The following is a 17,866-nucleotide window of genomic DNA, read 5'->3' on the forward strand; positions in this document are numbered from 1 at the left end:
ATCCAGCCCCTCGCCGAAGGCGACTTAAAATGGGCTGGATACTGTTACTGGAGCACCCACAGGGTGTGAACAGTAACAAATGATTGTTCTGTTCACAGCTTGCTGTTTATGTACATTTTGACTGTGAGCAGTAACGTGTAATGATAACAATTTCACTGCTGTGAGAATGGAATATATATAAAGCGAGAGAGTCTTGCTCCATGGCTGACTGATCAGTTATGGAACAAGACTCCTTTTTGATTTTACGGTTTTTGCAGACCATAAATAAACTTTATGTAATGAATTAGTTGGATCAGCTTTTAACGTTCTTCTTCATCGTCCTCGCCTGCAAGACCGCGTTGTTTTGCCTGTGCTTTTTGTTCATCGTAGAATCTGTCAGCCTGTGCTTTTTCGGAAGCGGTGGCCTGTATATATTCCACAGGTTCATTGAGTACAATCTGTGGGAATGGGATGTTAATGTTGTACTTGTCAAAGAGTAACTTCATTTCACGATTCAAACTACGTTCCAAACCGGCTCTGTCTGCTTCTAGACATTGTGCTGTAATTTTAAGGTCAACGCTGTTGTCCCCGAGAGATGAGACACCGAGATAAAATGGTCCTTCTTTGATTGATGGAAGCCTTTTGCGTAAATTAGGAAATTCTTTTTCCAGTATACTTTCCACACGTTCCAGAGATTCACCGTATTCAATTCCGATTGTACAAGCGGCAACAGAATACTTCTTTGTCATGTTGATTATACCAGAAATAGAGCTGTTATTAAAGATTTTGATGTTTTTCCCCGGATCTTCAATTTTCGTTGTACGGATTCCAATCTCAACAACCGTACCGCGGTATCCATCTATCATAACAATATCACCTACACGGAATTCTCCCTCAAAGATTAGGAACAGACCGGCAAGTACGTCTGTAACAAGGTCTTTAGCTCCGAGACCGACTACCAGGGACAGGATACCTGCAGAAGCAAGAAGTGTTTTGGTATCCACGCCAAATAGTGCGAAGCAGTAGTAGAGCATTACAAGGATTGAGATGTATTTTACAAAGCTTTTTAAAAGCCGGCAGATTGTTTCGCCGCGCGCACTGAACGTCTTGGACATGACCTTTAGAATTCGCTTCAAAATCATGGTAATTACGGCTGCAACGCAGATGATCATGATACATCCTGTTACGGAGAAGATATTTATACCCCGTTCCCATTTTCCGCTGATAATATAGGCAAAGATGGAATTGCTTTCCAGAAGCTTATCACGGAACAGGACTGCAATACAAATGGCAAGTGCAAACAGGGAGAACAGTCCTCCAACGATGGATGCAACCTGTTGTTCAGGGGTCTTTTCATCCCAGGCTGGTGTGATATTGGACCAGCGGTTAGCGGCAGACAATGTTTTGCTGACTCTGCCGTCTGGCATGACTACATCCATCAGACCATCTGTCGGCTTTTCACTATCCGGCTCTTCATTTGCTGCAGGTGTCTTGCTGCAAGTCAGAAGAAAGAAAAGGATTGCAAGACAAATCAAAGCAAATGCCGTAGAAGTCAGCGTCAATGGTATAAGACCATTGCTGAGTTCATTGGATGGAACTGCAACATAAATATAGTCGGCATCTGTTTCCATAGAAGAAACAAAGTATTTTACATTTCCAATGGTAAGGTAACCACTGTAACCATTGTGAAGTTGTTCTTTTTTTATACCGTTTTCGACAGCGCTTCTATTAATCATCTTTTTCTCAGGATAATAGGAGAAGGCAGAATCCTCTTTGTTTACAGAGAATGCGAAACCGTTTGCGCCTACACGGATACCGTTAAGTACACTGCCGATATCTGTTCCTGCCAAGATTTTTTCTAAACGGGAAGGACGGATGGCAATCTGTACAAAACCATTAATACTTTCTTCATCGTTATACAGTGACTTTCCTATGAACTGCTGATATTCGCCAAGCGTTTCATCTCGTTGTGCGGCCTGGATCAGGTGGTCACCGCCGTTTAATAATTTGTGGAACTCGTAGGACTGGCTCTCAGGATCATTACTCAATGTAAAATGAGTATAGGAGGCACTTGTAGCAGTGATTGTTCCCTCTGTGTTAAACACATTGATATCTTTAATCTGCAGTGTATCCCGTAATTCCCGGAGAGATGCTTTATCAGCAAGCTCTGGCTTGTTCTGGATGATGTAAGCTGCAATCTCACATTTGTTTAAATAGCGTTCATTGTATTGTCTGGTAAGAGACTCAATAGAAATACTATTGTCTGCCATAGCACTTTCTACTTCCTGAATCCGCTGGCTGTTGTTCATAGACTGACGGGACAGTGAGAAAAGTGTCTGCATATAAAGTGATACGGCAAAGATCACGATCAGACCGATTGTGAAAATCGAAAATGCTTTTCTGCCGATTTTTTTATTATATCGGAATATGCCGAATATGTGATAATCAACATCTTCCGGTTCGCTTTGTTCTTCTTCGTGCATCAGTAACAGTCCGTAACATACTGCGATCGTCATAACAGCAAAGAATATGAACAGAATAATCCCAACTGTAATTGCACGCGAGGAAGCAATTTCAGATTCGGGAATTGCGCATATAAGGTAATTATCATTTATTTTTGTAATACCACAGTAAAGCTTCTCGCCGTTAAGTGTCAGCCATGTGTAATTGCCGTCCTCAAGTGCTTCAACCGGAATACCGCCGTCCAGAGAATCCGTTCCGATTAGTTTTTCATCCGGATGATATTCGATCAGATAATTTTTGGCAGATATGACAAAGGTATAACCGTTTAAGCCTACGCTGACATGGTTCAGTATACTGGACCATGTAGAGGTATCTGCCTTGAGTTCATACAATTCTGTTGGTTCTTCTTCAATGACAACCATTGCGCTGTCATCCAGTGCAGAACCGTAATAACGGCGTACAATTCCATTGACATTAACTTCAAAGGCTTCCGAAGATTTTTTTGTAGTAAATACAGTTCGTAGTTGATTGTAACGTGCATAAGAAAAATCAGCGGGTGTTTCTGCAGCCTGTGCAAGAATCGTACCATCTTTATTAACAACCAGTAAATTGTCTACTTTCAAAAGTTCCTGATATTCTTTCATACAGGAATCAGATATTTGAAAATTTACTTCATGTTCTGCCATATAGGCAACACTGTCGGCTTTTGCCTGATAAATAGCGTCATATGTCAACTGATTTTGAACTGAGGCTTCTTCGGCCTGCGTAATTAGTTCATCCATCTGGCTGAGTTTTTCACTGATATCTTTTTTTTGATTACTTACAGAAAGGTTGGTCTGCATTGTGATAAGGAAGGTTCCAAGTACAGCCAAAAAAATCAGTTCTGCGGCAATTAAAATAATTGCTTTTTTCTTTAGTCTCCTAGACAAAACCGTATCCCCCTTTAATCCCATTTATCAATTAGTATATCAATTGTTCCGTCATCCAGCATCTTTTGAATGGTGTCAGATATCGGCTGGCTTAATTCGGAGCCTTTGTTAGTTGCAACGCCATACTGCTGTTCATGAATGGATCCGTCCAGCAGTACACGGCTGTCTGTCAGATATGTCTGTGAGATACATCCGTCCATACATACGGCATCAACTTCTCCTGTTTCAAGAGCTTCGGAAAGCTTTGCATAACTCGGAATTTTTCTGATAGTAAGATTGTCGTATACTGTTTCTAAATCACTGTCAGAGAAAGTGTCATCAGAAATTATACCCATCTCATATAGCTTGATCGCAAGCTCCGGACCAGTATTAGCGCCGTTCATTACGCCGATTGTTTTTCCTTTCAATTGATTGATTTTTTCAAATCCGGTAGAATTTTCTACCATAATCTGGGTAATGTCTGTGTAATATGCGGGAGAGAAATCAAAGTTTTTGATTCGTGTATCGGTAATTGAATAAGCTGCGATCAGACAGTCTACTTCTTCATCTAATAGTGTCTGTTTGCGGTTTTCGGGTTTGACAGCTGCAAATTTTACCTCTGTAAAGCCAAGCCGTTCAGCCATTTCGCGGGCAATGTCAATTTCAAGGCCGTAGAAATTACCTGTTTTTTCATTTAAATATCCAAAATTCATAATGTCATCACGAACGCCGACAGTTAAAGTTCCCTTTCCTTGTCCGGCGCTGCCGCATCCACTTATGACAGCAAGAAAGACGAGAAAACCGGACAGTATTAAGCCTAGAAGCTTTTTCTTCATCGCTATTTCCTCCTAATAATATATATTCTGTAAAATTATATCGTAAATTGAACATATCTCTAAGTGTTGAAATGGGAAAAAAACTATATTTTTGGTAAAAATGGAATATTTGAGCGGTATAAAAAAACTGGTTTTTTAAGGCTTTATTTGTTACAATTGATGAAAATGAAAGGGGAATTTTACTATGGCAAAAACAATACGTTATCTAATCGGGATCACAGTAGGAATCGCGGCAGTCGTTATTCTGCTGATTACTGCGTTTGAAGCGGCGATGTATTCGGATTTTGGATATTATGAAAAAGAATATAAAAAATATGATGTACTTACAGATCTGGATATGGAAATGAACGATGTGATGTACGTAACAGAAGAAATGATGGCATATCTGCGCGGAGAACGTGACGAATTGAGCGTCATTACAACAATAGAAGGAGAGGAGCAGGACTTTTTCAATGAGCAGGACCGGTTTCATATGGGAGAGGTGCAGGGACTGTTTTTGGGAGGACTAAAGCTGCGTTTAGGAGCGTTTATTATTCTGGGTATTAGTCTGACTGTACTGTTTTTTATGAAAGAGGAACGATTAAAGGCACTGTGCAGAGGGTATCAGATTGTGCTGGGAGTTCTGGCTGTGATGATCACGATGTTGGGAATTTGGGTGGTAAGGGACTTCAACGCTGTTTTTACGAAGTTCCATGAGATATTTTTTGACAATGATCTGTGGCTTTTTGACCCGGCAGAAGACTATATGATACGGATGCTCCCAGAAGGGCTGTTTTATGACTTTGTAATCCGGATCGGTTTATTATTTGTGGCGGGGATTTTGGTACTCCTTGTGCTGAGTATCGCAGTTCCAAGGCTTTTTATCAGAAGTAATCAGAGAGATTATTTAATTAACATAACTTATGAATGAATTTAATTATATTAATTTTTCTTATCAGAATAAGTGTGTTAGGATGATATGTAGGAAAAAGTATTCTTGGGATACAATCTTTCCTGGTAAATAACCGGAATAACAGACCGCACAGAAAAGGAGACAAAACATGAGTAATGTAAGACGTGTTTATGTAGAAAAGAAACCGGATTTTGCCGTACAGGCGAAGGATTTGAAACATGAGATTAAGCATTATCTTGGAATTCAGACCGTGACAGGAGTCCGGGTGCTGATCCGCTATGATGTAGAGAATATTTCTGATGAAACATTTGAAAAAGCGTGCAGAGGTGTTTTTGCAGAGCCGCCGGTGGATGAACTTTATTTAGAGAACTTCCCGCAGCAGGATCATGATTATGTGTTTTCTGTAGAGTATCTGCCAGGGCAGTTTGACCAGAGAGCAGATTCCGCAGAGCAGTGTGTACAGTTTATTAAAGAAGACGAAAAACCGGTGATTCAGACCGCAGTTACATATGTGATAGAAGGAACTTTGACAGAAGAGGAATTTGCGGCAGTGAAGAATCACTGTATCAATCCGGTAGATTCCAGAGAGACGAGCCTGGACAAACCAGACACATTAGTGATTGCTTTTGATGAACCGGAGGATGTGAAGATTTTTGATGGATTTAAGGAAATGCCAAAAGACAGTCTGAAAGAACTGTATGATTCCTTGGGACTTGCCATGACTTTTAAGGATTTTCTTCATATTCAGAACTATTACAATACAGAAGAAGAGCGTGATCCTTCTATGACAGAGATTCGTGTGCTGGATACATATTGGTCTGATCACTGCCGTCATACGACATTTTCTACAGAGCTTAAGAATGTAACGTTCGGCGAAGGGGATCTTAGAGGACCAATCGAGAATACATATAAGAATTACCTGAAAACACACAGCGAGATATTTGCAGGAAGAGAAGACAAGTTTGTCTGTCTGATGGATCTGGCACTCCTTGCCATGAGAAAGCTGAAAAAAGAAGGAAAGCTTGCAGATCAGGAAGAATCTGACGAAATCAATGCATGCAGTATCGTTGTGCCGATCGCTGTAGACGGCGCGGAGGAAGAGTGGCTGATCAATTTCAAAAATGAGACACATAACCATCCGACAGAGATTGAACCTTTCGGTGGAGCTGCAACCTGTCTGGGCGGAGCAATCCGTGATCCGTTGTCAGGACGTACTTATGTTTATCAGGCAATGCGTGTGACGGGAGCAGCAGACCCGACCGTATCTGTGAAGGATACATTGAAAGGCAAGCTGCCGCAGAAGAAGCTGGTTCGCGGCGCAGCAAGCGGATATAGTTCTTACGGTAACCAGATTGGTCTGTCAACCGGGGCGGTAAAAGAGATTTACCACCCTAATTATGTGGCAAAACGTATGGAAATCGGCGCTGTATTAGGTGCTGCTCCAAGACGCGCGGTAATTCGCGAGACTTCTGATCCGGGAGATATTATTATTTTGTTGGGCGGACGCACAGGACGTGACGGCTGCGGCGGTGCAACCGGTTCTTCTAAGGTGCATACCGAAGAATCTATCGAAACCTGCGGTGCAGAGGTACAGAAGGGCAATCCGCCGACAGAGCGGAAAATCCAGCGTCTGTTCCGCCGGGAGGAAGTCAGCAGGCTGATCAAGAAATGTAACGATTTTGGCGCAGGCGGCGTGTCAGTTGCCATCGGAGAACTGGCAGATGGTCTGCGGGTAGATCTGGACAAGGTGCCGAAGAAATATGCGGGACTGGACGGAACAGAGATTGCGATTTCCGAGTCCCAGGAGCGTATGGCAGTTGTCGTTGACGCAAAAGATGTAGAACAGTTCCTTGCATATGCCAAAGAAGAGAACTTAGAAGCAGTAGAAGTTGCAGTTGTAACTGAGGCTCCAAGACTTGTGCTTGTATGGAGAGGAAAAGAGATCGTCAATTTATCCAGAGCCTTCTTGGATACAAACGGCGCGCATCAGGAGACGGATGTAGAGGTTGAGATTCCATCCATGGGCGATACTGTATTTACAAGAGATGAAGTTGCAGATGTAAAGGCAAAATGGCTGGATACCTTGAAGGACTTGAATGTTTGTTCGCAGAAAGGTCTCGTGGAAATGTTTGATGGTTCAATCGGCGCCGGTTCTGTATTGATGCCGCACGGTGGTAAGTACCAGATGACAGAGACACAGGCAATGGTTGCCAAAGTACCGGTACAGACAGGAAAGACAGATGCGGTTTCCATGATGAGCTATGGATTTGATCCGTATTTGTCAAGCTGGAGTCCATATCACGGCGCAATTTATGCAGTGACAGAGTCAATGGCTAAAATTGTGGCGACAGGCGGAGATTATAGTAAGATCCGTTTTACGTTCCAAGAATATTTCCGTCGTATGACAGAAGACCCGAAGAGATGGAGCCAGCCGTTTGCAGCGCTTCTGGGCGCATATGACGCACAGCTCGGATATGGACTGCCGTCCATCGGAGGAAAGGACAGTATGTCTGGAACATTCCAGGACATCGATGTGCCGCCGACACTGGTTTCTTTCGCAGTCGATATGGCAAAGGACAAGGATATTATCACACCGGAGTTGAAGCAGGCAGGAAATAAGCTGGTTTGGCTGCGAATTGAGAAAGACAGTTATGATTTGCCGGATTATACGCAGGTTATGGAGCAGTATGGAAAATTCTATGAGGATATTCAGGCGGGCAGGATCATTTCTGCTTATGCAATGGATCGTTATGGTATCATTGCTGCTGTCAGCAAAATGGCATTTGGTAACGGTATGGGTGTAAAACTGGAGCATAATCTGGATACAAGAGATGCTTTTGCTCCGGCATTTGGTGATTTGATCGCCGAGGTTCCGGCAGGACAGGTACAGAATCTGGCAATTACATATACTGTGATTGGTGAAGTGACAGACCATGCTGTATTTGCATACGGCAATACAGAGATTACACTGGACGAGGCAGTGAAAGCATGGACAGGAACACTGGAAGGAGTGTTTGCGACAAAGTCCGCGGCTGACAGTGATGAAAAGATTGAGGAGAGATTATTCAATACTTCTGACATTCATATTTGCAGTCATAAACTGGCTCAACCTACTGTATTTATTCCGGTATTCCCAGGAACCAACTGTGAATATGACAGTAAGAGGGCGTTTGAACGTGCAGGAGCAAAGGTAATTACAAGGGTCTTTAAGAATATGGATGCATCGGGAATCCGTGAATCTGTGGAAGAGTTTGAGAAAATGATCGGACAGGCACAGATGATTATGTTTCCGGGCGGATTCAGTGCAGGAGATGAACCGGATGGTTCTGCGAAGTTCTTTGCAACTGCATTCCAGAATGCAAAGCTCAAAGAGGCAGTTGAAAAATTGCTGAATGAGCGTGATGGATTGGCGCTAGGTATCTGCAACGGTTTTCAGGCCCTGATCAAACTGGGTCTGGTACCATACGGCGAGATTGTAGGACAGAAAGAAGATTCGCCGACATTGACATACAATACCATCGGACGGCACATTTCCAAGATGGTATACACGAAGGTGGTGACAAATAAGTCTCCGTGGCTTCAGGAAGCAGCTTTGGGCGGTGTATACACCAATCCGGCTTCTCACGGCGAGGGTCGTTTCGTTGCCAGCGATGAATGGCTGGAGAAATTGTTTGTTAACGGACAGGTGGCAACACAATATTGTGATCCGGAAGGAAATATCAGTATGAATGAAGAGTGGAATGTTAACGGTTCTTACTGTGCGATAGAAGGTATTACAAGCCCGGACGGAAGAGTGCTTGGTAAGATGGCACACTCTGAGAGAAGAGATGATTCTGTGGCGATCAACATTTATGGAGAGCAGGATATAAGAATCTTTGAATCCGGGGTGAAATATTTTAAGTAAAAATGCGGAATAATATCAGAGAAGTAATGGAAAAAATACTGTTTGAATTGTGCGAACAATTTGACAAATTCTATCAAATTGAAGAACTTTGAAAAAGATGGTATTTTCTGTTGACATTTGGACAAATTTGATAGTATAATAGCGGAGCAGGTTGAGAACAGCAATCTGCTCCAGAAAATGATACGGGGTCTTAGCTCAGCTGGGAGAGCATCTGCCTTACAAGCAGAGGGTCACAGGTTCGAGCCCTGTAGGCCCCATGAATTTTCTAAAATCGCGCATATGCATGTATAGAATACATGTTAAGTGCTTATAATGAGGCGGAATAGCTCAGTTGGCTAGAGCACACGGTTCATACCCGTGGTGTCGCTGGTTCAAATCCAGTTTCCGCTATTGAGAAGCTCTTGCAAATTGCAAGAGCTTTTTTAGAAACAGCGAATTATAAGTAACAGTTTAGCATAGGAGTTTGCACTCGCTGCAAACTCCGTAAAAACGTGTGCTGGAGAAATAGAATCCGCCCTTTCACCGCAGGTGAACTTAAAATAGGGCGGATTCAGTAACAGTTCAGCCAAAAGGCTGAACTGTTACAATTACAAAGGAGTAATGATATGAATAATAAATCAGGACTGATACTGCGAGTAATTCTTGGCGGATATCTCGTGTTTTTAGGAGTTTCGGTGATTTCACAGGCGATAAAAGCACAACCAAGCGATTTGATTATTAAAGCACTTTTTGGGGTACTCTTTATAGCAGTGGGCGGATTTTATGCGTTTACGCATATTAGACGAATGCTCCATCTTGTAGAAAAAGAGAGCAGGAGAAATTCTGATTCGGATGCGGGGGATTCAACACAGCCATTATTTGAAAAGCCGCAGCACGATCAGTCACTGTATCGTACTGCGCCGATGCCTGCAGGAGAAATACGCAGGAAGATACCGGCGCAGGAAACAGATCTGAGGGCAAATGTGAGTCAGTTGCCGGAAACGCATTCGGAAAAGCCGCAGGAGCAGATGAAATCTCAGTTAAAAATACAGGTGGAAGAAGGAAGAGCGAAGAGGGCAGAGACAAAGGATCCTGTCAATCTGGCAATAGAGATTATGCGTGATGAAGAAAGAAATACGTTAGAAACAGCCGAAGAGTTGGAGAACGATTACGAGGAGAAGTAACTATGCGTGTTGGAATGGGATATGATGTTCATAAATTGACAGAAAACAGAAAATTGATCTTGGGCGGTGTGGAAATTCCTTATGAAAAAGGACTTCTGGGGCATTCAGACGCAGATGTGCTGCTTCATGCGATTATGGACGCACTGCTTGGCGCAGCGGCGCTTGGAGATATCGGAAAGCATTTCCCGGATACGGACGAGAAGTATCGTGGGATTTCCAGTATTAAATTGCTGGAGCATGTGGCGGGACTATTAGATGAGCATGGATTTATTGTGGAAAATGTGGATGCAACGATTATCGCACAGCGTCCGAAAATGCGCCCGCATATTGATACAATGCGTGGGAATATTGCAAAGGCACTTCGTGTTGAACTTGATCAGATCAATGTGAAGGCAACGACAGAAGAGGGACTGGGATTTACCGGAAACGGAGAAGGAATCTCTTCACAGGCGGTCTGTTTGCTGGAAAAGATGACAAACTACAGCAGTTATGATGTGACACCGACAGAGCAAAACTGCGGCGGATGTAGTGGTTGCCAAAAAGAACAATTGAAATAAAGGACGATTGGGAGCCCGGATTTTTGGATAAGAATCTGGGCTTTTAAACATGAATGGGGGATGTTGTATGGAACTGCGGAGACTGGATAAGAGCGAACACAGCAAAACCAGAAACCTATGGGAATGTGTCTTTGATGAGGACTCGAAAGAATTTCTGGATTATTATTACTTCTTTAAAACGAGGGATAACGAGATTTATGTGATAGAAGAGGATGAAGATGTCCGTTCCATGCTGCATCTGAATCCGTATACAATACAGGTTGGAGAAGAACAGTTTATAGGACATTATATCATTGCGGTGGCGACTGAGTCTGCATATCGCAGACGCGGATATATGGGGAAAATTCTTAAGAAATCCATGCAGGACATGTATAGCCGGAAAGAGTTATTTACTTTTTTGATGCCTGCGGCAGAGTCAATCTATACTCCATATGATTTCCGGTTTGTATACGACCAGAATGTATGGACGTATACAATTGAAGATGAGCAGATTGCTCTGGAAAAACCTGAAAGTGAATTGGCAGAAAATCCGTTTACCAGAGCAAGAATTAAGGGATTGGGAAATAAGGAAGCTGCTTGTGTTGTTTCAGACGCGGGAATCGGTGATGGGAAATTACTGGCAGAATTTTTCAATACTTATTTTGCGGAGAAGTTTCAAGTATATGCAGTGCGCGATGAAGGTTATTATCAAATAATGCTCTTTGAGCAGCAGAGTGAAAACGGCGGAATCCGGCTGCTGGAAAAAGACAGTAAAGTGGTCGGGACTTTCCTGTATAGTGATGAGGACGGGCTGGAGATTCGGGAACCTCTTTATCTAAAGGAATATGAGATGGATTTCTGGAATGCAGTACGCAGTCTTTGTACAGAAAGAGGACAAAGTTGTGCGGCAGTATATGCTGATATTGACAAGAGTAATGAGGGTGTGAAATCGACGATTATGGTTCGGATTATCCATCTGGAAAATCTTTTAAAAGCCATAAAAGCAAAAGAGGGAGAAGAAATAGACTGTTCTTTCGCAGTGCTGGATTCGATCCTTCCGCAAAACAGCCGGGTGTGGAAGTTGAAAAGTAAGGCTTTGGAGTTCACACAGATGCAGGAGCAAGAGGAAGGGACAGAAGTAGTTACCGCAGAAGACTTGCTCGTAAGGGAAACTGAGGATTCGGAGGGTGTTCTGACAATCGCAGCATTGACAAGTCTTTTATTTGGATATAAGAGTGTGGAGGAAGTAGCAGAAGAGCCAGATGTGTATCTGACGGAGCATTTGGTGGAAGAGTTAAGAAAGATACAGACACTGAATGCAGTCTATTTGAATGAAATTGTGTAAAAATTGTTGCTTTGAGGTTACTGTTCACACGGCACCTTGCACTGTGCTGCAAGGTGTCCAGCCAATGAAGTGATGACAGCAATATATCCAGCCCCTCGCCGAAGGTGACCTAAAATGGGCTGGATACTGTTACTGGAGCACCTGTAGGGTGTGAACAGTAACGCTTTGAGCACCGTAGGTGTGAAAAGTAAGTAAAAAGCGTTTGACAAAATCGGTTTTATTGCATAATATAGTATCTAGTACAATGAAATATAATTTGCTATGAAGAAAAGGCAATGAACGGAGAGAGTAGCAGCAGCGGAGGCTTAGCAGAGAGAGACTGTCATCGGCTGAAAGCAGTCTTAAGCGGAGTGGTTGTGAAGTGCATTCGGGAGCTGATTTTATGAAAATTATCTGTGAATGACTGTGAATGGGAATCGGTCAGGTACATTGGGTTAGAACAGATGGTAAATAGTAAGATACGGGTGACGGACGTTATACGTTAAGAGTAAAAGGACAGGAAGCAGTCTTTTAAAATTAGAGTGGAACCACGGATGAACTTCGTCTCTTAGTGAGACGGAGTTTTTTATGATATAGGAAAGTTCTTACTTTCCTATATCATAAAACGCTCCGCAGGATGCGCACTGCGGCGTACAATGAAGATGTCGCAAGCGACCGCCGCAGGCGCAAGAATGTGCGAAGCACATTCTTTGTTCTATATAACAGGAAAATCCTCTGGAATCCTGTTATACTAAAATGTATTTCGTGCAATTATGTGTTGTTATTTAGGAGAAAAACTATGGGAATGATATCTTATATCAAAGAAGAGATTCAGGTTGTCAGGGAGCGTGACCCGGCGATCAAGTCGAACTGGGAAGTGCTTTTATATCCTAGTTTTAAGGTGATCTTGAGTTATCGAGTGGCTCATAAATTATATTTAAAAAAGCATTACTTCTGGGCGAGATGGATATCTCAGCGGGCTGTCCGTAAGACGGGGATTGAGATCCATCCGGGCGCAACGATCGGAAAAGGTCTTTTCATTGATCATGGAAGCGGTGTGATCATCGGAGAGACAGCGATCCTCGGAGATAATATTACGTTGTATCAAGGTGTGACATTAGGAGGTACCGGAAAAGAACAGGGCAAACGTCATCCAACGCTGAAGGATAATGTTATGGTCAGTGCGGGCGCGAAGATACTTGGCTCCTTTACCATTGGGGAAAATTCCAAGATCGGCGCAGGGTCTGTTGTTCTGGAAGAAGTACCCCCGAACTGTACGGTGGTCGGCGTGCCGGGACGTATTGTCAGGAGAGATGATAAGAAAGTGCCGCGTGCCGACATGGATCAGATTCATCTGCCTGATCCGATGCTAAACGATATCAAGGAATTGCAGATTGCGAATTTTCAGCTTCATGAACAGCTTCTGGAGATGGAAAGCCGTCTGAAATGCTTGGACGGAGCGGATGCAAAATGTCCCCGGGAGATATAAAGAGGAAACGAGATACTACTGTACTGAAAAGTACAGAGAAGAGATATAATGAAAGGAGAGGTAAGAGAAGATGAAATTATATAATACAATGTCAAAATCAAAAGAGGAATTTGTTCCATTGGAAGAGGGCAAGGTAAGGATGTATGTCTGCGGACCGACGGTCTATAACTTTATCCATATTGGAAATGCGAGACCGATGATCGTATTCGACACGGTCAGAAGATATTTTGAGTACAAGGGATATGATGTGAACTTTGTAACCAATTTTACAGATGTAGATGATAAGATTATTAAAAAAGCAATTGAAGAAGGCGTGACAGCGGATGAGATTTCCAAGCGTTATATTGCAGAGTGTAAGAAGGATATGGAAGGGTTGAATGTGAAGCCTGCTACCACACATCCTCTTGCGACAGAAGAAATTGGCGGTATGATCGAGTTGATCCAGACATTGATTGAAAAAGGATATGCCTATGCTAAGAATGGAACGGTATATTTCCGTGCAAGGAAGTTCAAGGATTATGGAAAGCTGTCTCACAAGAATCTGGATGATCTGCGTTCAGGCAACCGTTCTCTTCTTGTGAGCGGTGAGGATGAGAAGGAAGATCCGCTGGATTTTGTACTTTGGAAGCCGAAGAAGGAAGGTGAACCGGCTTGGGAGTCTCCGTGGAGCGACGGACGTCCGGGATGGCACATCGAATGTTCTGAGATGTCTAAGAAATATCTTGGCGAGCAGATTGACATTCATGCGGGCGGAGAGGATCTGATCTTCCCGCACCATGAAAATGAAATAGCGCAGAGTGAGGCGGCAAACGGGAAAGAATTTGCAAAATACTGGCTGCACAATGGTTTCTTAAATATTGACAATCGTAAGATGTCCAAATCGCTGGGGAATTTCTTTACTGTCAGAGAGATCAGTGAAAAGTACGATCTTCAGGTACTTCGTTTCTTCATGCTTAGTGCACATTACAGAAGTCCGTTGAATTTTAGTGCAGAATTGATGGAAGCGGCCAAGAATGGCCTGGAGAGAATCAAGACCGCAGCTGATAATTTACGTTTTCTGCTGGGAAATGCTTCTGTCAAAGAAATGACAGAAGCAGAGCAGGGGAAGGTGACAAAAGCGCGGGAGTATATAGTGAATTTCGAGAAGGCAATGGAAGATGATTTTAATACAGCAGATGCCATTGCAGCTGTATTTGAACTGGTGAAATATGCCAATACTACCACAGATGGGGAAAGCTCCAAGGCATATCTTCAGGCTCTGCTTGAGATGATCGTCAAATTAACTGACGTACTCGGCATTGTAGTAGAAGAAAAAGAAGAATTGCTGGACGGAGATATTGAAGCCCTGATCCAAGAACGTCAGGCGGCAAGAAAAGAACGTAATTTTGCCAGAGCAGACGAGATCCGCGGCGAGCTTTTGGCAAGGGGGATCATTCTGGAAGATACAAGAGAAGGAGTAAAATGGAAAAGAGCGTAATGATAGATTTTCATGATTATATAGAAAATGCGCTTCAGCTTCAGGAGGTGGATACGAATAGTTATTCACCTCTTGTTCTGGCATATATCGGAGACTGTGTATTTGACCTGATCATCAAAAGTATGGTGATAAACCGCGGCAATAAGCAGGTGCATAAGTTACATGAAGAGACGAGCGGATATGTGCAGGCGTCTTCCCAGTCGAAAATGATGCGCGCCATGCAGCCTTGCCTAAACGAAGAGGAACATGCGATTTATCGGAGAGGGCGCAATGCCAAGTCTGTTTCTCCGGCAAAAAACCAGTCTATTACAGATTATAGAAGGGCGACCGGATTTGAAGCGCTGATTGGATTTTTGTATTTGAAAAGGGAATATGAAAGAATAATGGAGTTGGTGAAGATCGGACTTGATAGTCTGGAAGAGAAGGAGAATATGAATGGGCAGAAGCGGATGGGATGAAAAAAGGCGCCGGGAGATGACGAGTGAAAATATCAAGAATCATGAGAGTGAACGGGGAGTGAAAAACGAGGAATTTGACGAGAGAATGCATACGCTCGTTATAGAAGGAAGAAATGCAGTGTTGGAAGCATTTCGCTCGGGAAAGCCGATTGATAAAGTGTTTGTGCTGGACGGTTGTCAGGATGGTCCGGTCCGCACCATTGTCAGAGAGGCTAAGAAACATGATACGATTCTGAATTTTGTAGGAAAGGATCGGCTCAATCAGCTTTCACAAACAGGAAAGCATCAGGGTGTGATCGCCTATGCGGCGGCTTATGAGTATGCGGAAATTGAGGACATGTTCAAGCTGGCAAAAGAGCGTGGGGAAGATCCGTTTATCCTGCTCTTGGATAACATCGAAGATCCGCATAATCTTGGCGCCATTATCCGTACTGCTAATCTTGCGGGGGCGCATGGGGTCATCATTCCAAAACGTAGAGCAGTAGGACTGACTGCGACTGTTGCCAAGACGTCAGCGGGAGCGCTCAATTATACTCCGGTTGCCAAGGTGACCAATCTGGCAAAGACCATGGATGAGTTAAAAGAGAGAGGATTATGGTTTGTCTGTGCGGATATGGACGGAGAATCCATGTATCGCCTGAATCTGACCGGACCGATTGGTCTTGTGATTGGAAATGAAGGGGAAGGGGTAGGACGCCTTGTAAAAGAAAAATGTGACTTTATTGCGGGAATTCCAATGAAAGGTGAAATCGACTCCTTGAATGCATCTGTTGCAGCTGGTGTATTGGCGTACGAGATTGTAAGACAGAGGATGAAATAATGCAGAATTATGAGATGATGGCGGATGAATATCTGATTTCAGAATACCGGAAAGGAAATTCTGAGATCATGGATTATCTGATGGATAAATATAAGCCTATGGTGCGTAAAAAGGCACGTGCCATGTATCTGCTGGGCGGGGAGAACGAAGACCTGATTCAAGAAGGAATGATTGGATTGATGAAAGCAGTGCGCAGTTTTGATGAATCACAAGGCGCGGGTTTTTTTAGTTTTGCGGAGCTTTGTGTTTCCCGGCAGATGTATTCTGCAATTGAAAGCTCTAAGCGAAAAAAACACATTCCGCTGAATTCTTATATTTCCTTATATGAAGAGAGCGAGAATGGAGATGAGAAAAATCCGCCGCTGATCGATACGATCGAATCTAGTATAGATAATAACCCGGAGGCGCTTTATATTGGGAAAAAAATCACGGAAGCATTTGTGGAAGAGTTGAAGGATTCTTTGAGTTCTTTAGAAAATCATGTGCTGTATTTACACTTGATGGGAACAGATTACCGAAAGATTGCAGAGATTTTAGAAAAGAGCCCGAAGGCGATTGACAATGCGCTGCAGAGGATACGTGCCAAGGCAGAAAAGATGTTGAAGTAATCAAAAAACCGTCGTCCGAAAGGATAACGGTTTTTTGAAGCTGTTGAGCGGAATTGAACCGCCGACCCCTTCCTTACCAAGGAAGTGCTCTACCGCTGAGCCACAACAGCATTTCTATGTGTCAGCATTGCATGTACATAGCTTATTAAATATACAATAAAACAAGACAAATTGTCAATATTTTTTTGAAATAATTTTGCTATTATTTTGCCGTGTTATTTTATTACATTTCATAATCATAGTGTATTTGACAGGTACTACTTATAACTGGGCAGAATCTAAAACAATTGTAAACGGTCCGTCATTCACAAGGCTGACTTTCATCTCTGCACCGAAAGAACCTTTTTGCACGTTTGGTACAGATTCTCTGCATTTTTCAATGATGTATTCGTAGAGTGCGTCTGCCTTCTCTGGAGAGCCTGCTTCAATGAAGCTGGGACGGTTTCCTTTTTTACAGTTTGCGTAAAGGGTAAATTGTGAGATGAGCAGAAGACTGCCGTTTACATCTGCGAGGGAAAGATTTGTTTTGCCGTTCTCATCCTCGAAAATGCGCAGACCGATCATTTTGCGTACCATCTTATCTGCCGTTTCCGCAGTATCCTCTTCGGCAATGCCGATCAATACCATATATCCTTTCTGGATCTCTCCGATGATTTGGCTGTCTACAGAGACATTGGCTTCTGTTACACGCTGAATTACAAATTTCATAGTATGGTTACCTCCAATAGATCTTTTGCGGATTTATAAAAAATATTGTTTTTTATATCAGATTACCATGAGAATTGTATCATATAACCAGTAGAATGACAATTTAAAAAATGTATCACATGAAAATACTCTTTTTTATTCAAACAGAGAACAATTTAGCGGAAGCCTTGCGGTCTGTTGATTTCCGGCTTATTTCACAATGTGCAAAGTTATGTAACAGATTTGGTTCTTCCGCAATTATCCGTATTCACCACTTGACAATATAAGCTTTGCGGTCAATAACTCCTTGCCACAACGGCCA

At 42.9% G+C, this 17,866-nt stretch carries 13 protein-coding genes, 3 tRNA genes and 1 other annotated feature; of the genes, 12 read left to right on the plus strand and 4 right to left on the minus strand.

Annotated features, from left to right (window positions below; all coding sequences use genetic code 11):
* Positions 1 to 299: 299 nt before the first annotated feature.
* Complete coding sequence (locus NFS18_RS17015) at positions 300 to 3,371, minus strand: mechanosensitive ion channel domain-containing protein (protein WP_251392460.1); 3,072 nt, start codon at positions 3,369 to 3,371, stop codon at positions 300 to 302.
* Positions 3,372 to 3,385: 14 nt separating this feature from the next.
* Positions 3,386 to 4,186: a transporter substrate-binding domain-containing protein gene (locus tag NFS18_RS17020; RefSeq protein WP_251392462.1), complete on the minus strand. Its 801-nt coding sequence runs from the start codon at positions 4,184 to 4,186 to the stop codon at positions 3,386 to 3,388.
* 184 nt (positions 4,187 to 4,370) lie between these two features.
* On the opposite strand from NFS18_RS17020, the gene NFS18_RS17025 reads away from it, so the two are divergent.
* The 12 genes from NFS18_RS17025 (at position 4,371) to NFS18_RS17080 (ending at position 16,857) form a co-directional block, all read left to right on the plus strand.
* Positions 4,371 to 5,096 (plus strand): TIGR01906 family membrane protein, encoded by a 726-nt coding sequence (locus tag NFS18_RS17025; protein WP_251392464.1) that lies wholly within the window; start codon positions 4,371 to 4,373, stop codon positions 5,094 to 5,096.
* Between the two features lie 130 nt (positions 5,097 to 5,226).
* On the plus strand, positions 5,227 to 8,982 hold the full coding sequence (locus tag NFS18_RS17030; protein WP_251392465.1) for a phosphoribosylformylglycinamidine synthase: 3,756 nt from the start codon (positions 5,227 to 5,229) through the stop codon (positions 8,980 to 8,982).
* A gap of 184 nt (positions 8,983 to 9,166) precedes the next feature.
* A tRNA-Val gene (locus NFS18_RS17035) sits at positions 9,167 to 9,239 on the plus strand.
* A 59-nt stretch (positions 9,240 to 9,298) separates the two neighbouring features.
* Positions 9,299 to 9,372 (plus strand) — tRNA-Met (locus NFS18_RS17040).
* Between the two features lie 215 nt (positions 9,373 to 9,587).
* Positions 9,588 to 10,145, plus strand: a complete 558-nt coding sequence (locus NFS18_RS17045; RefSeq protein WP_251392466.1) for a hypothetical protein — start codon at positions 9,588 to 9,590, stop codon at positions 10,143 to 10,145.
* 2 nt (positions 10,146 to 10,147) lie between these two features.
* Positions 10,148 to 10,702 carry a 2-C-methyl-D-erythritol 2,4-cyclodiphosphate synthase gene (gene ispF / locus NFS18_RS17050; protein WP_251392468.1) on the plus strand — a complete coding sequence of 185 codons (555 nt, stop codon included), beginning with the start codon at positions 10,148 to 10,150 and terminating at the stop codon, positions 10,700 to 10,702.
* A gap of 67 nt (positions 10,703 to 10,769) precedes the next feature.
* Entirely contained in the window at positions 10,770 to 12,026 is a 1,257-nt protein-coding gene (locus NFS18_RS17055; RefSeq protein WP_251392469.1) for a GNAT family N-acetyltransferase, read from the plus strand.
* 266 nt (positions 12,027 to 12,292) lie between these two features.
* Positions 12,293 to 12,577, plus strand: a binding site (T-box leader).
* Positions 12,578 to 12,804: 227 nt separating this feature from the next.
* The gene (epsC, locus tag NFS18_RS17060; protein WP_251392470.1) at positions 12,805 to 13,494 is read left to right on the plus strand and encodes a serine O-acetyltransferase EpsC; all 690 of its coding nucleotides are present in this window, start codon (positions 12,805 to 12,807) and stop codon (positions 13,492 to 13,494) included.
* Positions 13,495 to 13,564: 70 nt separating this feature from the next.
* A complete protein-coding gene (gene cysS / locus NFS18_RS17065) occupies positions 13,565 to 14,971 on the plus strand; it encodes a cysteine--tRNA ligase (protein ID WP_251392471.1) in 1,407 nt (468 codons plus the stop codon).
* The gene (locus NFS18_RS17070; RefSeq protein ID WP_251392475.1) at positions 14,956 to 15,429 is read left to right on the plus strand and encodes a Mini-ribonuclease 3; all 474 of its coding nucleotides are present in this window, start codon (positions 14,956 to 14,958) and stop codon (positions 15,427 to 15,429) included. Before cysS ends, NFS18_RS17070 begins: the two co-directional genes overlap by 16 nt.
* An 85-nt stretch (positions 15,430 to 15,514) precedes the next feature.
* The gene (rlmB, locus tag NFS18_RS17075) at positions 15,515 to 16,249 is read left to right on the plus strand and encodes a 23S rRNA (guanosine(2251)-2'-O)-methyltransferase RlmB (RefSeq protein ID WP_251392482.1); all 735 of its coding nucleotides are present in this window, start codon (positions 15,515 to 15,517) and stop codon (positions 16,247 to 16,249) included.
* Positions 16,249 to 16,857, plus strand: a complete 609-nt coding sequence (locus NFS18_RS17080; protein WP_251392477.1) for a sigma-70 family RNA polymerase sigma factor — start codon at positions 16,249 to 16,251, stop codon at positions 16,855 to 16,857. Before rlmB ends, NFS18_RS17080 begins: the two co-directional genes overlap by 1 nt.
* Positions 16,858 to 16,895: 38 nt before the next feature.
* On the opposite strand, the gene NFS18_RS17085 is transcribed toward NFS18_RS17080, so the two are convergent.
* Both NFS18_RS17085 and dtd read right to left on the minus strand, forming a co-directional pair.
* A tRNA-Thr gene (locus tag NFS18_RS17085) sits at positions 16,896 to 16,967 on the minus strand.
* A 151-nt stretch (positions 16,968 to 17,118) separates the two neighbouring features.
* Entirely contained in the window at positions 17,119 to 17,565 is a 447-nt protein-coding gene (gene dtd / locus NFS18_RS17090; protein ID WP_251392479.1) for a D-aminoacyl-tRNA deacylase, read from the minus strand.
* Positions 17,566 to 17,866 lie beyond the last annotated feature (301 nt).

The sequence above is a fragment of the Mediterraneibacter agrestimuris genome, assembly GCF_943193195.1.
GTDB classification, from domain to species: domain Bacteria; phylum Bacillota; class Clostridia; order Lachnospirales; family Lachnospiraceae; genus Schaedlerella; species Schaedlerella agrestimuris.

What these genes read in the sequence shown, in the direction of transcription:
- NFS18_RS17020 (WP_251392462.1), bottom strand. Translation starts at nt 4,186, where the DNA reads ATGAAGAAAAAGCTTCTAGGCTTAATACTGTCCGGTTTTCTCGTCTTT.
- NFS18_RS17025 (WP_251392464.1), top strand. Translation starts at nt 4,371, where the DNA reads ATGGCAAAAACAATACGTTATCTAATCGGGATCACAGTAGGAATCGCG.
- NFS18_RS17030 (WP_251392465.1), top strand. Translation starts at nt 5,227, where the DNA reads ATGAGTAATGTAAGACGTGTTTATGTAGAAAAGAAACCGGATTTTGCC.
- NFS18_RS17045 (WP_251392466.1), top strand. Translation starts at nt 9,588, where the DNA reads ATGAATAATAAATCAGGACTGATACTGCGAGTAATTCTTGGCGGATAT.
- ispF (WP_251392468.1), top strand. Translation starts at nt 10,148, where the DNA reads ATGCGTGTTGGAATGGGATATGATGTTCATAAATTGACAGAAAACAGA.
- NFS18_RS17055 (WP_251392469.1), top strand. Translation starts at nt 10,770, where the DNA reads ATGGAACTGCGGAGACTGGATAAGAGCGAACACAGCAAAACCAGAAAC.
- epsC (WP_251392470.1), top strand. Translation starts at nt 12,805, where the DNA reads ATGGGAATGATATCTTATATCAAAGAAGAGATTCAGGTTGTCAGGGAG.
- cysS (WP_251392471.1), top strand. Translation starts at nt 13,565, where the DNA reads ATGAAATTATATAATACAATGTCAAAATCAAAAGAGGAATTTGTTCCA.
- NFS18_RS17070 (WP_251392475.1), top strand. Translation starts at nt 14,956, where the DNA reads ATGGAAAAGAGCGTAATGATAGATTTTCATGATTATATAGAAAATGCG.
- rlmB (WP_251392482.1), top strand. Translation starts at nt 15,515, where the DNA reads ATGCATACGCTCGTTATAGAAGGAAGAAATGCAGTGTTGGAAGCATTT.
- NFS18_RS17080 (WP_251392477.1), top strand. Translation starts at nt 16,249, where the DNA reads ATGCAGAATTATGAGATGATGGCGGATGAATATCTGATTTCAGAATAC.
- dtd (WP_251392479.1), bottom strand. Translation starts at nt 17,565, where the DNA reads ATGAAATTTGTAATTCAGCGTGTAACAGAAGCCAATGTCTCTGTAGAC.